At 64.7% G+C, this 13,376-nt stretch carries 12 protein-coding genes and 1 pseudogene; all 13 read left to right on the top strand.

Translation table 11 applies throughout. The annotated features are described in order from the left end of the window. Window positions 1–194: 194 nt before the first annotated feature. Window positions 195–626 (top strand): annotated as a pseudogene (locus AB5Y54_RS13365) (circularly permuted type 2 ATP-grasp protein); the annotation flags it as partial. Further along, window positions 620–1,546, top strand: a complete 927-nt coding sequence (locus AB5Y54_RS13360) for an alpha-E domain-containing protein (RefSeq protein ID WP_039038937.1) — start codon at window positions 620–622, stop codon at window positions 1,544–1,546. The pseudogene AB5Y54_RS13365 and the gene AB5Y54_RS13360, both read left to right, overlap by 7 nt. Further along, a complete protein-coding gene (locus AB5Y54_RS13355; RefSeq protein WP_141116480.1) occupies window positions 1,543–2,343 on the top strand; it encodes a transglutaminase family protein in 801 nt (266 codons plus the stop codon). The genes AB5Y54_RS13360 and AB5Y54_RS13355 overlap by 4 nt, the downstream gene beginning before the upstream one ends. Window positions 2,344–2,374: 31 nt before the next feature. Continuing rightward, window positions 2,375–3,076, top strand: coding sequence for a peptidase (locus AB5Y54_RS13350; protein WP_010674394.1), 702 nt, complete (start codon window positions 2,375–2,377; stop codon window positions 3,074–3,076). Window positions 3,077–3,158: 82 nt separating this feature from the next. After that, complete coding sequence (locus AB5Y54_RS13345) at window positions 3,159–3,644, top strand: YqhA family protein (RefSeq protein WP_010674393.1); 486 nt, start codon at window positions 3,159–3,161, stop codon at window positions 3,642–3,644. A gap of 118 nt (window positions 3,645–3,762) precedes the next feature. After that, window positions 3,763–4,212 carry a hypothetical protein gene (locus tag AB5Y54_RS13340; RefSeq protein WP_069652630.1) on the top strand — a complete coding sequence of 150 codons (450 nt, stop codon included), beginning with the start codon at window positions 3,763–3,765 and terminating at the stop codon, window positions 4,210–4,212. 4 nt (window positions 4,213–4,216) lie between these two features. Next, complete coding sequence (locus AB5Y54_RS13335) at window positions 4,217–7,177, top strand: hypothetical protein (protein WP_368153901.1); 2,961 nt, start codon at window positions 4,217–4,219, stop codon at window positions 7,175–7,177. After that, entirely contained in the window at window positions 7,177–8,016 is an 840-nt protein-coding gene (locus AB5Y54_RS13330; protein ID WP_368153900.1) for an FTR1 family protein, read from the top strand. Before AB5Y54_RS13335 ends, AB5Y54_RS13330 begins: the two co-directional genes overlap by 1 nt. 74 nt (window positions 8,017–8,090) lie before the next feature. Further along, window positions 8,091–9,515 (top strand): NAD(P)/FAD-dependent oxidoreductase, encoded by a 1,425-nt coding sequence (locus AB5Y54_RS13325; protein WP_119197736.1) that lies wholly within the window; start codon window positions 8,091–8,093, stop codon window positions 9,513–9,515. Between the two features lie 47 nt (window positions 9,516–9,562). Beyond that, the gene (locus tag AB5Y54_RS13320; protein WP_119197737.1) at window positions 9,563–10,123 is read left to right on the top strand and encodes a hypothetical protein; all 561 of its coding nucleotides are present in this window, start codon (window positions 9,563–9,565) and stop codon (window positions 10,121–10,123) included. A 200-nt stretch (window positions 10,124–10,323) separates the two neighbouring features. Continuing rightward, window positions 10,324–11,586 (top strand): hypothetical protein, encoded by a 1,263-nt coding sequence (locus AB5Y54_RS13315; RefSeq protein WP_119197838.1) that lies wholly within the window; start codon window positions 10,324–10,326, stop codon window positions 11,584–11,586. A 69-nt stretch (window positions 11,587–11,655) separates the two neighbouring features. Continuing rightward, on the top strand, window positions 11,656–12,225 hold the full coding sequence (locus AB5Y54_RS13310; RefSeq protein ID WP_235663659.1) for a hypothetical protein: 570 nt from the start codon (window positions 11,656–11,658) through the stop codon (window positions 12,223–12,225). Beyond that, the gene (locus AB5Y54_RS13305) at window positions 12,108–13,355 is read left to right on the top strand and encodes a hypothetical protein (RefSeq protein WP_235663658.1); all 1,248 of its coding nucleotides are present in this window, start codon (window positions 12,108–12,110) and stop codon (window positions 13,353–13,355) included. Before AB5Y54_RS13310 ends, AB5Y54_RS13305 begins: the two co-directional genes overlap by 118 nt. The last annotated feature ends 21 nt before the right edge of the window (window positions 13,356–13,376 follow it).

Genomic DNA, 13,376 nt, shown 5'->3' with positions numbered 1-13,376 from the left:
TAAATGCGCTGCGTGTGGTTATGAGGCGAACGCCGATGTGAACGGCGCTCGCAATATTTTAGCGGCGGGACACGCCGTTTTAGCCTGTGGAGGCGTGGTGCAATCAGGCCGCCCGATGAAGCAGGAACCCGGTACTGCGCGAGCAGCTATCACCCAGTAATGGGAATCCCCCTCCTGTGACGCGAAGCGCTAAGGTGGGGGAGGATGTCAATCTCAACAACGTGCCCACCTGGCAGTGCCGCGAGCCGGCTGCCCTCTCCCACGTGCTGGCCAATCTGGAGGAGCTGGTGGTCAAGGAGGTCCATGGCGCCGGCGGCTACGGCATGCTTATCGGCCCCTGCGCCAGTCGCGAGGAGCTGGCCCGTTTTCGCGAGCTGCTCAAGGCGCGGCCGGACAACTACATCGCCCAGCCGACCCTCTCCCTCTCCACCTGCCCGACCTTCGTCGACGCCGGTATCGCCCCCCGCCACATCGATCTGCGCCCCTTCGTTCTCACGGGGCAGGAGCTGCGCCTGGTACCGGGCGGCCTGACCCGGGTCGCCCTCACCGAAGGCTCTCTGGTGGTCAACTCCTCCCAGGGCGGTGGCACCAAGGACACCTGGGTCATGGAGGGCAGCCCATGCTGAGCCGCACCGCAAGCGAACTTTACTGGATGTCCCGCCACCTGGAGCGGGCGGAGAACACGGCACGCATGCTGGACGTCACCCAGACCATGTCGCTGATGCCCTCCATCGACGCCGATCACAGCGAGCTGGTGGCGCCCCTCACCATCAGCGGCACTCACGAGCCCTTCCTGGCCCGCTACGGCCAGGTGAACATGGAGAACCTGCTGCAATTTTTCTGCTTCGACGAGGAGAACCCGAGCAGCATCTTCAGCTGTCTGCGCATGGCCAGGGATAACGCCCACGCCGTGCGGGGCAAGATCCCCGGTGAGGTGTGGGAGAGCATCAACGCCGCCTGGATAGAGATCCGCCGGCGCCGCCAGGCGGGGCTGTCCAGCGGCCAGGCCCAGGAGTTCTTCGACTGGATCAAGGAGCGCTCCCACCAGTTTCGCGGCGCCACCTATGGCACCATCATGCGCGGTGACGTGCTCTGGTTCCTGCGCCTTGGTACCTTCATCGAGCGGGCCGACAACACGGCACGCATCCTGACCGTGAAGTATCAGGTGATCCGGGAGGACGAGGACAGCGTACGCGAGTTCTACCGCTGGAACGCCCTGTTGCGGTCAGTGGGCGCTTACGAGGCCCACCAGACCCTCTACAAGACGCTCTCCCATGCCTCCATCGCCGAGCTGCTGATCCTGCGCAATGAAGTGCCGCGCTCCCTGCGGGCCTGCCTCGACGAGATGGAGCTGATCCTGGCCCAGATCGAGGGCAACGCCGGTCAGACGCCCCGGCGCCTGACCACCATACTCAACGCCCATCTGACCTATGGCGCCATCGACGATGTCTTTGCCCTCGGCATGCAGGCGTACCTGAGTGATTTCCTCAGCGACATCGGCGCCATCGGCCAGAGCATCCACGCCGCCTACCTGGAGGTATTATGAGACTCATCATCGATCACCAGACCCGCTACCACTATGCCGACGTGGTGCGCCGCAGTACCCAGTACCTGCGCCTGACCCCCCACAGCACGGCCCGCCAGCAGATCCTCTCCTGGGAGCTGGAGCTGCCGGGGGAGGCCACCTGCACCACGGACGGTTACGGCAACATACTGCACGTGCTGAGCCTGGAGTCCCCCCACGAGGGGATCCTGATCCGCGCCCACGGGGAGGTGGAGATCTGCGACGACGCCCCGGAAGATGAGGAGTCCTCCCTCATCTCTCCCTTGAGCTACCTGAGGCCCACCCCCCTCACCCGCCCGACCCCGGCCCTGCAGGATCTCGCGAAGGCCTGCCTGCCAGAGGCTCCGACCCTGGCCGACTTGCAGAGCCTGATGGCACGCATCATGGTGCTGATGCCCTATCAGCCCGGCAGCACGGATGCCACCTTCAGCGCCGACGAGGCACTTGCTTCGGGCAGCGGCGTCTCTCAGGACCACACCCATGTCTTCCTGACCTGCTGCCGCCACGCCGGCCTGCCGGCCCGGTACGTGAGCGGTTACCTCTACAGCCAGGACAACAGCCACGTGGCGATGCACGCCTGGGCCGAGGTGTGGATCGAGGAGCGCTGGCACACGTTCGACGTCACCAACCTCACCAGCTCCACCAGCGAGCACCTCAAGCTCGCAGTCGGCATGGATTATCTGGATGCCTGTCCGGTGCGCGGCGTGCGCTATGGCGGCGGGTGCGAACAGTTGCAGAGCCAGGCGCAGGTGACCCGCCTGGATGGACAGCAGCAATGAAGACCGGGAGAGTCCTGGCGGGAGCGCGGTCATGACCTATTGCGTCGCCATGTGCCTGCAAGACGGCATGGTGTTTGCGTCCGACTCGCGCACCAATGCGGGGGTGGATCACATCGCCACCTTCCGCAAATTGCACCTCTTCACCCGGGAGGACAGGGTGATCGTGCTGCAAAGCGCGGGCAATCTGGCCACCACCCAGAGCGTCATCAGCCTGCTGACGGAGGGGCAGGAGCTCCTTGCCCTCCCCAGCCTCTACGAGGCTGCCGCCCTCATCGGCCAGACCATACGCACCGTCATCAGCCGGGATGGGGGTCAGCAGCAGGGCCATATCAACTTCGGCTGCAACATCCTGCTGGGGGGACAGATCCGGGGGGAGCGCCACCGCCTGTTCCACATCTATCCGGAGGGCAACTTCATCGAGGCGAGCGCCGACACCCCCTACTTCCAGATTGGTGAGAGCAAGTACGGCAAACCCATCATCGATCGCATCATCCACCATGAGACGCCGCTTCAGACCGCCTTGCAATGCGCCCTCATCTCCATCGACTCGACCCTGCGCAGCAATCTGTCGGTGGGCTTGCCCCTGGATGCCCTGGTCTATCACGAGGGCAGCTTCTCGGCGACGAACCAGCACCGCATCACCGAACAGAACCCCCATTTCGTGGCGCTGCGAAAGGCCTGGGGCGAGGGGTTGCAACAGTTGTTCCAGGGCCTTCCCACCTTCCCCCTCTAGGCCGGGCGGGAGGCGCCAAGGCGCTTTCCCGCTCCTTTCTTTCCGGATATTCTGGCTGCCTTCCTTTTCGATGGAGTTTCCCATGCGCCGCTTCAACGTCATGCTCAACGGCAGCCGGTTGATGATGTTCCCCTTCTATGTCTGCATCCTTATCTGTGTCGCCCTCCTGATGGTGAAGTTCGCCATGCAGCTCTATGTGCTGTGCCGCGACATCATCGACATCCACTATCTGGATCTCATCACGGGGGTACTCACCCTGGTGGACTTCGTGCTGGTGGCCCAGATGCTGATCCTGGTGGCCATCTGCGGCTACGTGCAGTTCATCAAGACCCCGGAGCAGCGAGCGGCCCTCGGCGACAACTGGCTCAGCAAGATCAACTTCGCGTCCCTCAAGCTCATCGTCATCAACTCTCTGGTGACCATCGCCGGCATCGAGGTGCTCAAAGCCTTCCTCGACGACGGCACCGGCAACGAGATCGAGATGAAGTGGTCGGTCATCGTCTTCCTCGCCTTCTCCACCGCGGCACTTATCTATGCGGTGACCGAGCGGCTGGCGGAGCACAAATAGGGCCCGGCGCCATTCAGGGTCTATTCATCAAGAGCCGAATTGATAACTCTTTTCATTACCCTTACTGCATTGTAAACTTGCTCGCCCCGGGCTGAACCGCCCGGGAGCTGGAGCACCCATGACGAGTCTTTCCCTCTCACCACGACACTGCTGGCAGTGGCTGGCCTATCACCATCAGGCGGCCGAGGGTGCCCTTTATCTGATGTTTTTCTCCGGTCTGCTGCTGTGGGAACCCCTGACACCGACCTGGTCCCTGGCGCGCTGGAACCTGTTTTTGCACGTCGCCCTCTCGCTCACCCTGTTCCCCTTGCTGTTTGGCGCCTTCTGGCTCTCCCATCGCAGCCTGCTGCGCAAGAGCCGCAAGCCTTTTCTGCGCACCACGGGGCGCATCATCGAAGCCTTGCTGCTGGTCTGTCTGGCAAGCGGAGTGGTGCTGGTGCTGCACGGCACCCCGGGGGACAGCCTCGGCAACCTTGCCAGCTGGGCCCACTGGCTGAGCGCCCTCGCGTTGACGCCCCTGGTGCTGCGCCACGCTTGGCGCTGGACCATCTTGAAATGGCGCACCTGATCTTATGTTGAAGCTGTTGTTATCCCTGATGTTGGCCACCCTGTTGCTGGGGACCGCCTCGGCCCGGGAGATGGGCGCCGCCATGATTGCCTATGACGAGGGGAGCGCCCCGCGCCTCGTCACCGCCAACCAGAGTGCCGGCTCGATCACCCTGCTTGAGCGCGATAGCGGCAAGCGACTCAAGGAGGCACAACTAGGTGGCGATCTGCGCCAGCTGGCCCGCGCCGATGACGGCACCCTGCTGGTCACCGATTACAGCGGCGATCGCCTGCTGCTCTTGGATGATGAGCTCGAGCTGGAAAAGGCGATCTCCACCGGCCATAGGCCCTATGGCGTCATCTTCGATCCCAAGCGGCGCTGGTTCTGGGTCACGCTGTTCGAGGGAGGGCGCCTTCAGGCTTATGACAGGGCGGGCAACCTCCAGCTGGATGCAAAAACCGCCGAGACTCCCCGCGGGCTGGCATTGACCAACGACGATCGCCTGCTGCTCACCCACGCCATGACAGGCCAGCTCGCCATCTATGATCTCGCCAAACTTGAGAAGGGCGCTACCCTCCCCAAGCCCAAGCTCATCACCCTGGCGGAAACCCACAGCGATACCCCGAGCGACTCCCAGGGCTTGCCGCGCCTGCTGGACGGTATCGCCCTCTCCCCCGATGGCAGCGAAGCCTGGCTGCCCCACGTGCTCTGGAGTTTCGATCACCCCTTCCAGTTTCAGAGCACCGTCTTCCCGGCCGTCTCCATCATCGATCTCGATGAAGAGAAGGAGCGGGTCGATGAAAGAAAACAGCTCTTCTTGCAGATCAACCTGCCCAGCGTCGGCAACCGCAGCCAGATCGTCTCCAACCCGTTCGCGGCGCGCTTCGCCGCCGATGGCAAGCGGGTCTACCTGACCCTGGCGGGTTCAGAAGACTTGCTGGTGTTCGACCTGTCGCGCAGCGGCAAGCAGAACAGCAACCGCCACCGCCGCAAGAAGTTTCAGGGGGGCGCCAAGGCGACCCAGCTCTTGCGTCACCTGCCGGGCCAGAATCCGCGCGATCTGCTGATCGATGGCGACCACATCCTGGTCCACAACGTCATGGGGCAGGATCTCACCCGTCTCAATAGCGGCGGCAGCGGCCCGTTTGCCCGGGTCACCGTGGATGTGCCCCACTTCGCCAAACTGGTAGAGACCGATCCCCGCCCCGAAGCGCTTCAGCGCGGCGAGCGGTTGTTCAACCTGGGTAATACCGCCGCCAACAGCCGCTTCCCCATGGCGGGGGACAACTGGATGAGCTGCAACTCCTGCCATCTGGACGGGTTCAACTTCACCAACCGCTATCTGATGGCGGCCCATCGCCAGAAGAGCGGCGACAACGCCATCAACGGCCACGCCAACCTCGCCAACATGGTGGCGGGGGACTTTATCGGCGAATACCTGCGCATGACCCAGCAGACCCAGGGCGGCATGGGCCATGACACCCGTGATGGGGCCGAGCCGGTCGACCCCGCGAGGCCCCAGCCCGAGGTGCAGGCGATGATGGAGGATCTGCACGCTTTCGTGACCAGTGACGGCAACCTCCCCTATCTGGCCAACTGGCTGCGGCTCGATGCCCCGCGCAGGGATCCTGCCAAGGCGCCGACCACCCACCCGAAAGAGTGGCTCAACTCCGCCTCCTGCCAGAACTGCCACCAACAGGCGTTCCAGGACTGGAGCGAGAGCAACCACCGGCTGATGGGCAACTCTCACCCCTACTACAAGGTGGTGCAGGCGCTGGCCCGCGAAACCGAAGGGGAAGCCTTCGGCCAGTGGTGCCAGGGCTGCCACATGCCCCAGCAGGTGATGAACGGCCAGACTGATCTGCCCAAGGGCTCCCACATGTTCGAGCAGGGCGGCGCTTCGCTCATTGCCGCACACAAAGCAGGCGAGCCCGTGGTAGAGGAAGGCACCAGCTGCGTGCTCTGCCATCGCATCACCAAGCTCGAGGATGCAGGCGGCAACAGCGCCTTTACGGTCAATTTGAAAGACCGCGAGAGCTATGTGTTCGAGGATGCCGCCGGTGGCAGCCTCCAGCACTGGCTGGCAGAGCGGCAGATCAACGCCCGCCCCGCCATGCACAAGGCCTCCTACCAGAAGGATTTCTACCGGGACGCGGCCCTGTGCAAGTCGTGCCACAACGAGTTTGCCCCGGGCACCGGCGCCAATATCGTCAACACATGGGACGAGTGGGAAAGCTCCAGCTTCGCCAAAGCCGAAGATCCCGCCAAACGGCGCACCTGCATCGACTGCCATATGAACCCCGAGCCGGGCAATGGCGGCGCGCCGGTGGCGGGCCAGTCCACCGAAAACGGCACCGTGAAAGAGCGGCTCTATCGCCACAACTTTACCGGTGCCCAGCACCAGCTGGTGGGGCTGCGCAATCCCGCGCTCGAGCAGGAGAGCCTGGCGCTGCTGCGTTCAAGCGCCACCCTCTCTGCCCGCATTGAAAACCAGAGCGGCCAGCCTGCGCTGGTGGTGCGGGTCGCCAATACCGGCGCCGGCCACGCCCTGCCCACCGGGGTCGCCGATTTCCGCGAACTCTGGCTGGAGCTGACCGTCACCGACGCCAGCGGCAAGCTGCTGCTTGCCAGCGGCCAGCCGGTGGATGGCGCCGTCCCTGAAGATGCGCGGCTATTTAGAAAAGTGTTCGGCGATGCCGAGGGCAAGCCGGTGGGGCTCAAGTTCTGGCGCTACGCCAAGCTCTTGGAAGATACCCGCATTCCGGCCGATGGCTGGCGCGATGAAGCCTGGCCGCTGCCAGCGGATGCCCAGGGCCCCTTCAAGGCCGATATCAAACTCAATTTCCGCACTTACCCCAAGTGGGTCAATGATGCGGTGCGCGCCGCCGAGCCGAGCTTGCCGGAGCCACCCATAGTGCTACTCAATCGGCTGCAACTCACCCTGCAGCCCCTCCCCCTCACGCCCGCTACGGAGCCTCAAACCTGATGTTTGCAAGTTTTCTCATTACCCTGCGCGAGGGGCTGGAAGCCTTCCTGCTGGTCGGCATCTGCCTCTCCTACCTCGCCAAGCTGGGGGCGAGCCGCTACAACAAGTTCATCTATCTGGGGGTGGGCCTCGGTCTTGTCGCCTCCCTTGTCATCGCCTTCCTGTTCCAGGTGGTGGTGAGCCAGTTCGAGAGCGAGCGCTACAACCATTTGCTGATGGCGGGGATCCTGATCTTCGCCACCTTGGTGCTCACCTACATGGCGGTCTGGATGCAGAAGCAGGCCAAATCCCAGGTGGGGGCCATGACGGCGCGCATTGATGCCGCCATCGACGGCGGCAACCTGTTCGGTCTGGTGCTGCTCGCCTTCCTGGCGGTGATGCGCGAGGGCTTTGAAACCGTGCTGTTCTTCTCGGCCCTGGTTTACTCCGGGCAAGGGGTGGATCTGCACGAGGGGCTGATGGGGGCGCTGGGCGGCCTGCTGCTGTCGGTGGTGCTGGTGTGGGGGCTGCTGCGCTCCACCCGCAAGGTGGCGCTGGCCCCCTTCTTCCGCTGGACCGGTCTGCTCATCATCATCATCGCTGCCGGGCTGCTGTCGTCCGCCGTCAACATGCTGCAGGCGGCCGGGCTCATCACCTTCTGGACGACGCCTGTCTTCAACATCAGTCACATTCTCGACGATCAGGGGGTATTTGGTACCTTCCTGCGCGCCCTGTTTGGCTACAATGCCTCACCGGCTGGCCTGCAATTGCTGACCTGGGCCGGCTACCTCATCATCTTTGTCACCCTCTGGCATCGCAGCTATCGCCCCCAGGGGAGCGCCGCTCCGACCAGGGGCTGAGCCCGGGATAACACTCTGTTCGGGAGCCGCGCACAGGCGCGCTCCCCCAGCTATCACGCCGTTTCGGAACACTCATGAACGACAACAACAAGAAGCACATTGCGGTGCTGGGCGCCGGCCCTGCCGGTCTGATGGCCGCCTGGCGCCTGCGCCAGGCCGGTTTTGCGGTCACCCTGTTCGAACAGGAGCCGGTCGTGGGCGGCATGTGCGCCACCCAGACCTTCAAGGGGCGCGACGGGGAGTATCGCTTCGACTACGGCGGCCACCGCTTCATCACCAAGAACCCCGAGCTGCTCGCCTTTATCGACGAGCTGATGGGGGACGACCTGCTCCACGCCGAGCGCAAGAGCGTCATCCGCTTTGGCGGGCGCACCTACGACTACCCCCTGAACCTGCCCAATTTGCTCAAGACGGCGCCGCTGGCCCTGATGGCCGGTGCGGTGAAGGATCTGTTGCTGTTGCCCTTTGCCAAGAAACCCACCGATTTTGCCAAGGCGAGCTTTGCCGAGTGGATCCAGAGCCACTTCGGCCGTACCCTCTACCGCCAGTTCTTCGAGGGCTACACCGGCAAGTTGTGGGGCATCAACCCGGACCAGCTCTCCGCCGACTGGGCCGGCCAGCGCATCAGCCTGATCGATCTCAAAGACGTGGCACGCCGCCTGCTGCCAAGGCGCAACGGCAGCATGTCGGTGCGCACCTATGCCCGCAAATACCGCTATCCCAAGTACGGCTTCGGCCAGATCTTCACCACCTTGGGCGAGCGGTTGGTGGCCGAAGGGGTTGAGCTGAAAACCGGCGCCACCATCACCCGCCTCGAGCAGACCGATGGCCGCATCGAACGGGTGTATTGGTCACAAGATAATGTGGAGCAGAGCGAGCGATTTGATCAGGTGATCTCCACCCTGCCGCTGCCGCTCACCTGCCAGCACCTGGGCTTGCCGTGCGATCTCCACTACCGGTCGCTTCGCTTCGTCAATATGCCCCTCAAACAGGAGAACCTGTCGGACAACACCTGGCAGTACCTCTCCGACCCCCATATTCTGGCCACCCGTCTGCAGGAGCCCCGCCGCCGCAGCCCCTTTATGGCGCCCCAAGGCCAGACCTCGGTGATGCTGGAGATCCCCTGCAATCCGGGGGATGCCACCTGGCAGGCACCGCTCTCTGATCTGCGCGGCCGGGTCACCGCCGATCTCGACAGCCTCGGCGTCGATACCCAGAAGCTTGGCGATGAGACGTTCGAAGCGCGCAGTGAATACGCCTATCCGCTGATGGATCTGGGTTATCAGGCGCGCCGCAACGAAGCCATCAAAGCGCTGATGCCGATCACCAACCTCATCATGACCGGCCGTCAGGGGACATTCCGCTACATCTTCACCGACACCGCCATGGAGATGGGGATGATGGCCGCAGACATGGTGATCGACGGGGTGGACAGACGTCACGCCATCTTCAATCATCGCAACGAAAATACCGTGATCGAAACCCAGAGCGTGGCCTGAGTGCCGCGCCATGGGCATAACCTCTTGGCATAAGTAAGGAGAACAGGATGACCATCCGCCCGGGTTTACTTTCCCTCACCCTGCTGCTGACCCTGAGCGGTCAGGCGCAGGCTTACTCCTACGCCGCCGCCGGCAAGGAGCCGCTGATCGATGCCCGCGAGGCACTGCTGGGCGCCGCCACTGACGGCAAGGATGCCAGTGCCACCTTGAGCGAGATTGCCGAGGAGCTGACCTATCTGGAACAGCACCACCAGGTGGAGCTGCAAACACCGCTGGCCGCCGCCATCAAGGCCAAAGACGCTGCAACCACCGCCGCCCTGCTCAACCGGGCCTACAAGGCGGAGATCGAGCGCCGCCTCGAGGGGGCCAGCCAGAATCTTGGCGACTACCAGACCGCCAAGGTGCTGGTGGTCAAGAGCAAGCGCTTCTTGGATTTGATCCTCCCCTCCCTGAATGAAGGAGATCGCAAGGCCGCCGAACAGGCGCTGGCCAAGGTGCTGGATGCCATCGGCAACCCTGGGGTGTTCGGGGTGGGAGCCAAGCCCGCCGACGCCGCCGCTTTCACCGAGGCCGAAAAAGCGCTGATGGCCGTGCTGGCACCGCTTTGATGGCCACCAGCCCATCATTGCGCCAATTCGTTGTGACAAACGGTGGGTTTCGCTGCACTCTCCCCACCCTACGCACGGCCTGCCGATAGATGCACCCGGACGCCGGTTTGCCCCCTTCTCCCCTTGCGGGAGAAGGGCTGGGGATGAGGGGGAAGGCAACGTATCGGCGTTGGGCTTCCACCAGCTCAATCACCATGTGGCTGCTTGCCCTGCTGCAACTGGCCTGGCTTGGCTGGCTGCTGACCTTCCCGGTAGCACTCGATTCCGACGATGCCCTCAACTTTGCCCACGGGGTGGTGCGCTTCAGCGTGCTGGAGTTCTCCCCCCACTTTCCGGGCTACCCCGCCTTTATCGGGCTGGCACGGCTGATCAATCTGGCGGTGGACGATCCCGCCCGTGCCGTGCAGTGGGCAAGCCTCTTGGGTAGCAGTTTGCTGGCGCCGCTTGCCGCCTCCCTCGCGGTCAGATTGTGGCAGCGGCCCAGCCTGCTGGCGCCTGTCTGGCTGCTGGTATTGGCCCTGCCGCTCACCCCGACCCTGGCGCTCTCCGGCCTGTCCGACGGGCCTGCGCTCGCCGCCTGGCTGGCCGCGCTGCTGGCCTTGCTGCATCGCAAAGCGGCCCTGGCAGGTCTGCTGCTCGGCCTTATGCTGGCCCTGCGTCCCTCCTACTTCGTGCTGGCCCTGCTGCCCCTTTGGCTGGGGATGGCACAGAAGGGCGCGCGCGTCAGATTTGTGCTCCCCATCGCGCTGGTGGGGCTAGCCTGCCTGCTGTTTGTTTGGCAGGCCGATGGCTGGGCCTATTTTGCCGAGGGGCGCCGCTTTACCGACGGCCACTTTACCCTCTGGGGCAACACGGCGGCGGCCCACGGGGATCGACTGCTGAGCTGGGCGAATACCTTCAACGATCAGCTCACCCCGCTCTGGCCCCTGTTGATGGGGGCCTTGCTGATACTGCCACTCTGGCAACGGTCAAAGGATCACAATGCGACCCCCTCCGTGCTCTGGACGCTCTACTGGCTCGTTCTGCTGCTCTGGACCCTGTTTGGCCAGAATCCGGACAATCCCCGCCATCTGGCGCCCATCACCCTGCTCGGTATCGTGCTACTGGCAAGCTGGCTGCCACGCCGGGGCGAGCTGACAGCCATGCTGGGAGCCCTGTTGCTGCTGCTCTGCACCCTCACCCCACCGGTGGCACCAGCCATGACCCGGGCCGCCAGACTGGCAGAACAAACGTGCCCGACGCTGGTGACCCAGTGGGGAGTGAGGCTGCTTAGGGAAACCACAACCCTGCCCGTCACCGACGGCTGGTACCGGGGGGATGCCGCCCTTGCGCTCACCCAGGGGGCCTGCCGCCTCAGCCGCCGCCCCCTGGGGGCAGAGGCGCTACCAGGCCCTTATGACACCCTCTGGTTTGCCCCCCGCTTTCACGCCGAACCCGGCCTCTGGCTCGCCCTCCCCCGCTAAACCGGGCGCTTGCGAGGGCATCGCTCGACTCGTCTACACTCACAGCCGGGTCTGTCAGGAACCAGTGCAATGGAAAGAAACACGAGCGGAACCGGGGAGGGGATCCGGGTCGCGCTGGCCCTGTTGCTGGCCTGCGCCCTGCTGATGCTGCCGCTCTGGTGGCAGGGGGGCAGCCAGGGGCACGATCTGTTCCACCACCTGCTATCCGGCCACTACTTTGCCCGCCAGCTCTGGCAGGGGGAGCTCTATCCCCGCTGGCTGATGGCCATGAACGGCGGCTTCGGCAGCCCCACCTTCTTCTTCTATCCCCCGCTCCCCTACTACGTCAGCGCCCTCTTTGCCGGGCCCGGTGCCCACTCCCAGCAGGCCATCTACCCTTTGCTTGGCAGCGCCACCCTGGCCCTGCTGCTCTCCGGGGTGTTTGCCTATCTGTGGCTGCGTGCCACCACGCCCCCTGGCCGGGCCCTGGCCGGGCCCTGGCCGCCAGCCTGCTCTATCTGGCGCTGCCCTATCATGTCGCCATGGATCTCTATGCCCGCTTCGCCCTGGCGGAGTTCTGGGCCTTCGCCTGGGCTCCCCTTATCCTGCTGGGGCAGGATCTCGCCCACCGCGGACGACCTCAGGGGTTGCCCCTGCTGATCCTGGGGCTGGCGCTGCTGGCCTTCTCCCACCTCCCCAGCCTCTTGCTCATGATGGGGCTGGTCACCTTGCGCGCCTTCTGGTTCGCCAGACGCACCCGCACTCTGACGCCCTGCTGGCAAGCCCTCGGCGCCCAGGGTGTGGGGCTTTGCATGGCAGCCGCCCTGCTGCTGCCCGCCCTGGCGGATCAGGGGGCCATCTCCATGGAGCTGATGCGCGGCGGCATGTTCGACTACAGGCGCAACTTTCTCGACCGCCTGCCCAGCGCCTGGGAGGACTGGCGTTTTCGCGGTCACCTGGCGTGGCAGAGCATGCTGACCCTGGCCCTGCTGCTCATCGCCTGGGCCGCCGCCCGGGAGCCGCGCCACCCCGAGCTGCTGTGCTGGGGGGCGATCGGCGTCGTCGCCTTCCTGATGATGCTGCCCCCGAGCCAGCCTCTCTGGAGCCTGCTTCCCCCCTTGCAGCGGGTGCAGTTTCCCTGGCGGCTCAACCTGGTGCTCGCCCTTGCCACGGTCGCCGTGGTGGCGCTCGGCACCCAGCCCCATCGTCTCTGGCAGGGGCTCTGGTGGGGAGTATTTCTGCTGACCCTCCTCTCCACCCTGGCCTATGTGCGTCACGCCCCCCTCACCCAGGCCCCCGAACGGGAGGCCATGGCATTCGAGTTCGACAGCAAGCGCAGTGCCCGGGAATACAGGCCAAGGCAGGTGCCGGGGGGCATGTTCGCCCCGACCCTGCTCGCCTGGAAGGAGGAGTTCCAGCCGCCTGTCAGCGCCGAACCGCCAGGCGCGAGCTGGAGCCTGACCCGCTGGCAACCCCGCGCCCTGGCGCTGGAGGTCAAGGCCCGGGTGCCGACCCGGCTGGTCCTGCACCAATACCATTACCCCGGCTGGGAGGCCCGCCTCGACGGGCACCTGACGCTGACGGTGAGCGCCAATCGCCAGGGGTTGATGCAACTCTGGGTTCCGGCAGGCCACCACAGCCTCACCCTGACCCTGGCGGCACGCTGGCCGGAGCGCACCGGCAATGCCCTCTCCCTGCTCGGATGGCTTGCCTGGCTCTGGCTGCTCTGGCGCCACACCAGACAAAAGGGCATCGGGCAGGATGCACCTGATCGCGCCCGCCAAAACTGATAGACTCAACACCTGCCTCTT

The organism is Aeromonas sp. s9 (assembly GCF_040907765.1).
Classification (GTDB): domain Bacteria; phylum Pseudomonadota; class Gammaproteobacteria; order Enterobacterales; family Aeromonadaceae; genus Aeromonas; species Aeromonas caviae.
Note: the sequence above shows the minus strand (reverse complement) of the source record. Positions and strands in the feature narration are given on the sequence as shown.

Coding starts and splice junctions, on each gene's coding strand:
- AB5Y54_RS13335 (WP_368153901.1), top strand. CDS start 4,217: ATGTTGAAGCTGTTGTTATCCCTGATGTTGGCCACCCTGTTGCTGGGG.
- AB5Y54_RS13325 (WP_119197736.1), top strand. CDS start 8,091: ATGAACGACAACAACAAGAAGCACATTGCGGTGCTGGGCGCCGGCCCT.
- AB5Y54_RS13355 (WP_141116480.1), top strand. CDS start 1,543: ATGAGACTCATCATCGATCACCAGACCCGCTACCACTATGCCGACGTG.
- AB5Y54_RS13310 (WP_235663659.1), top strand. CDS start 11,656: ATGGAAAGAAACACGAGCGGAACCGGGGAGGGGATCCGGGTCGCGCTG.
- AB5Y54_RS13360 (WP_039038937.1), top strand. CDS start 620: ATGCTGAGCCGCACCGCAAGCGAACTTTACTGGATGTCCCGCCACCTG.
- AB5Y54_RS13345 (WP_010674393.1), top strand. CDS start 3,159: ATGCGCCGCTTCAACGTCATGCTCAACGGCAGCCGGTTGATGATGTTC.
- AB5Y54_RS13320 (WP_119197737.1), top strand. CDS start 9,563: ATGACCATCCGCCCGGGTTTACTTTCCCTCACCCTGCTGCTGACCCTG.
- AB5Y54_RS13350 (WP_010674394.1), top strand. CDS start 2,375: ATGACCTATTGCGTCGCCATGTGCCTGCAAGACGGCATGGTGTTTGCG.
- AB5Y54_RS13305 (WP_235663658.1), top strand. CDS start 12,108: ATGGATCTCTATGCCCGCTTCGCCCTGGCGGAGTTCTGGGCCTTCGCC.
- AB5Y54_RS13330 (WP_368153900.1), top strand. CDS start 7,177: ATGTTTGCAAGTTTTCTCATTACCCTGCGCGAGGGGCTGGAAGCCTTC.
- AB5Y54_RS13340 (WP_069652630.1), top strand. CDS start 3,763: ATGACGAGTCTTTCCCTCTCACCACGACACTGCTGGCAGTGGCTGGCC.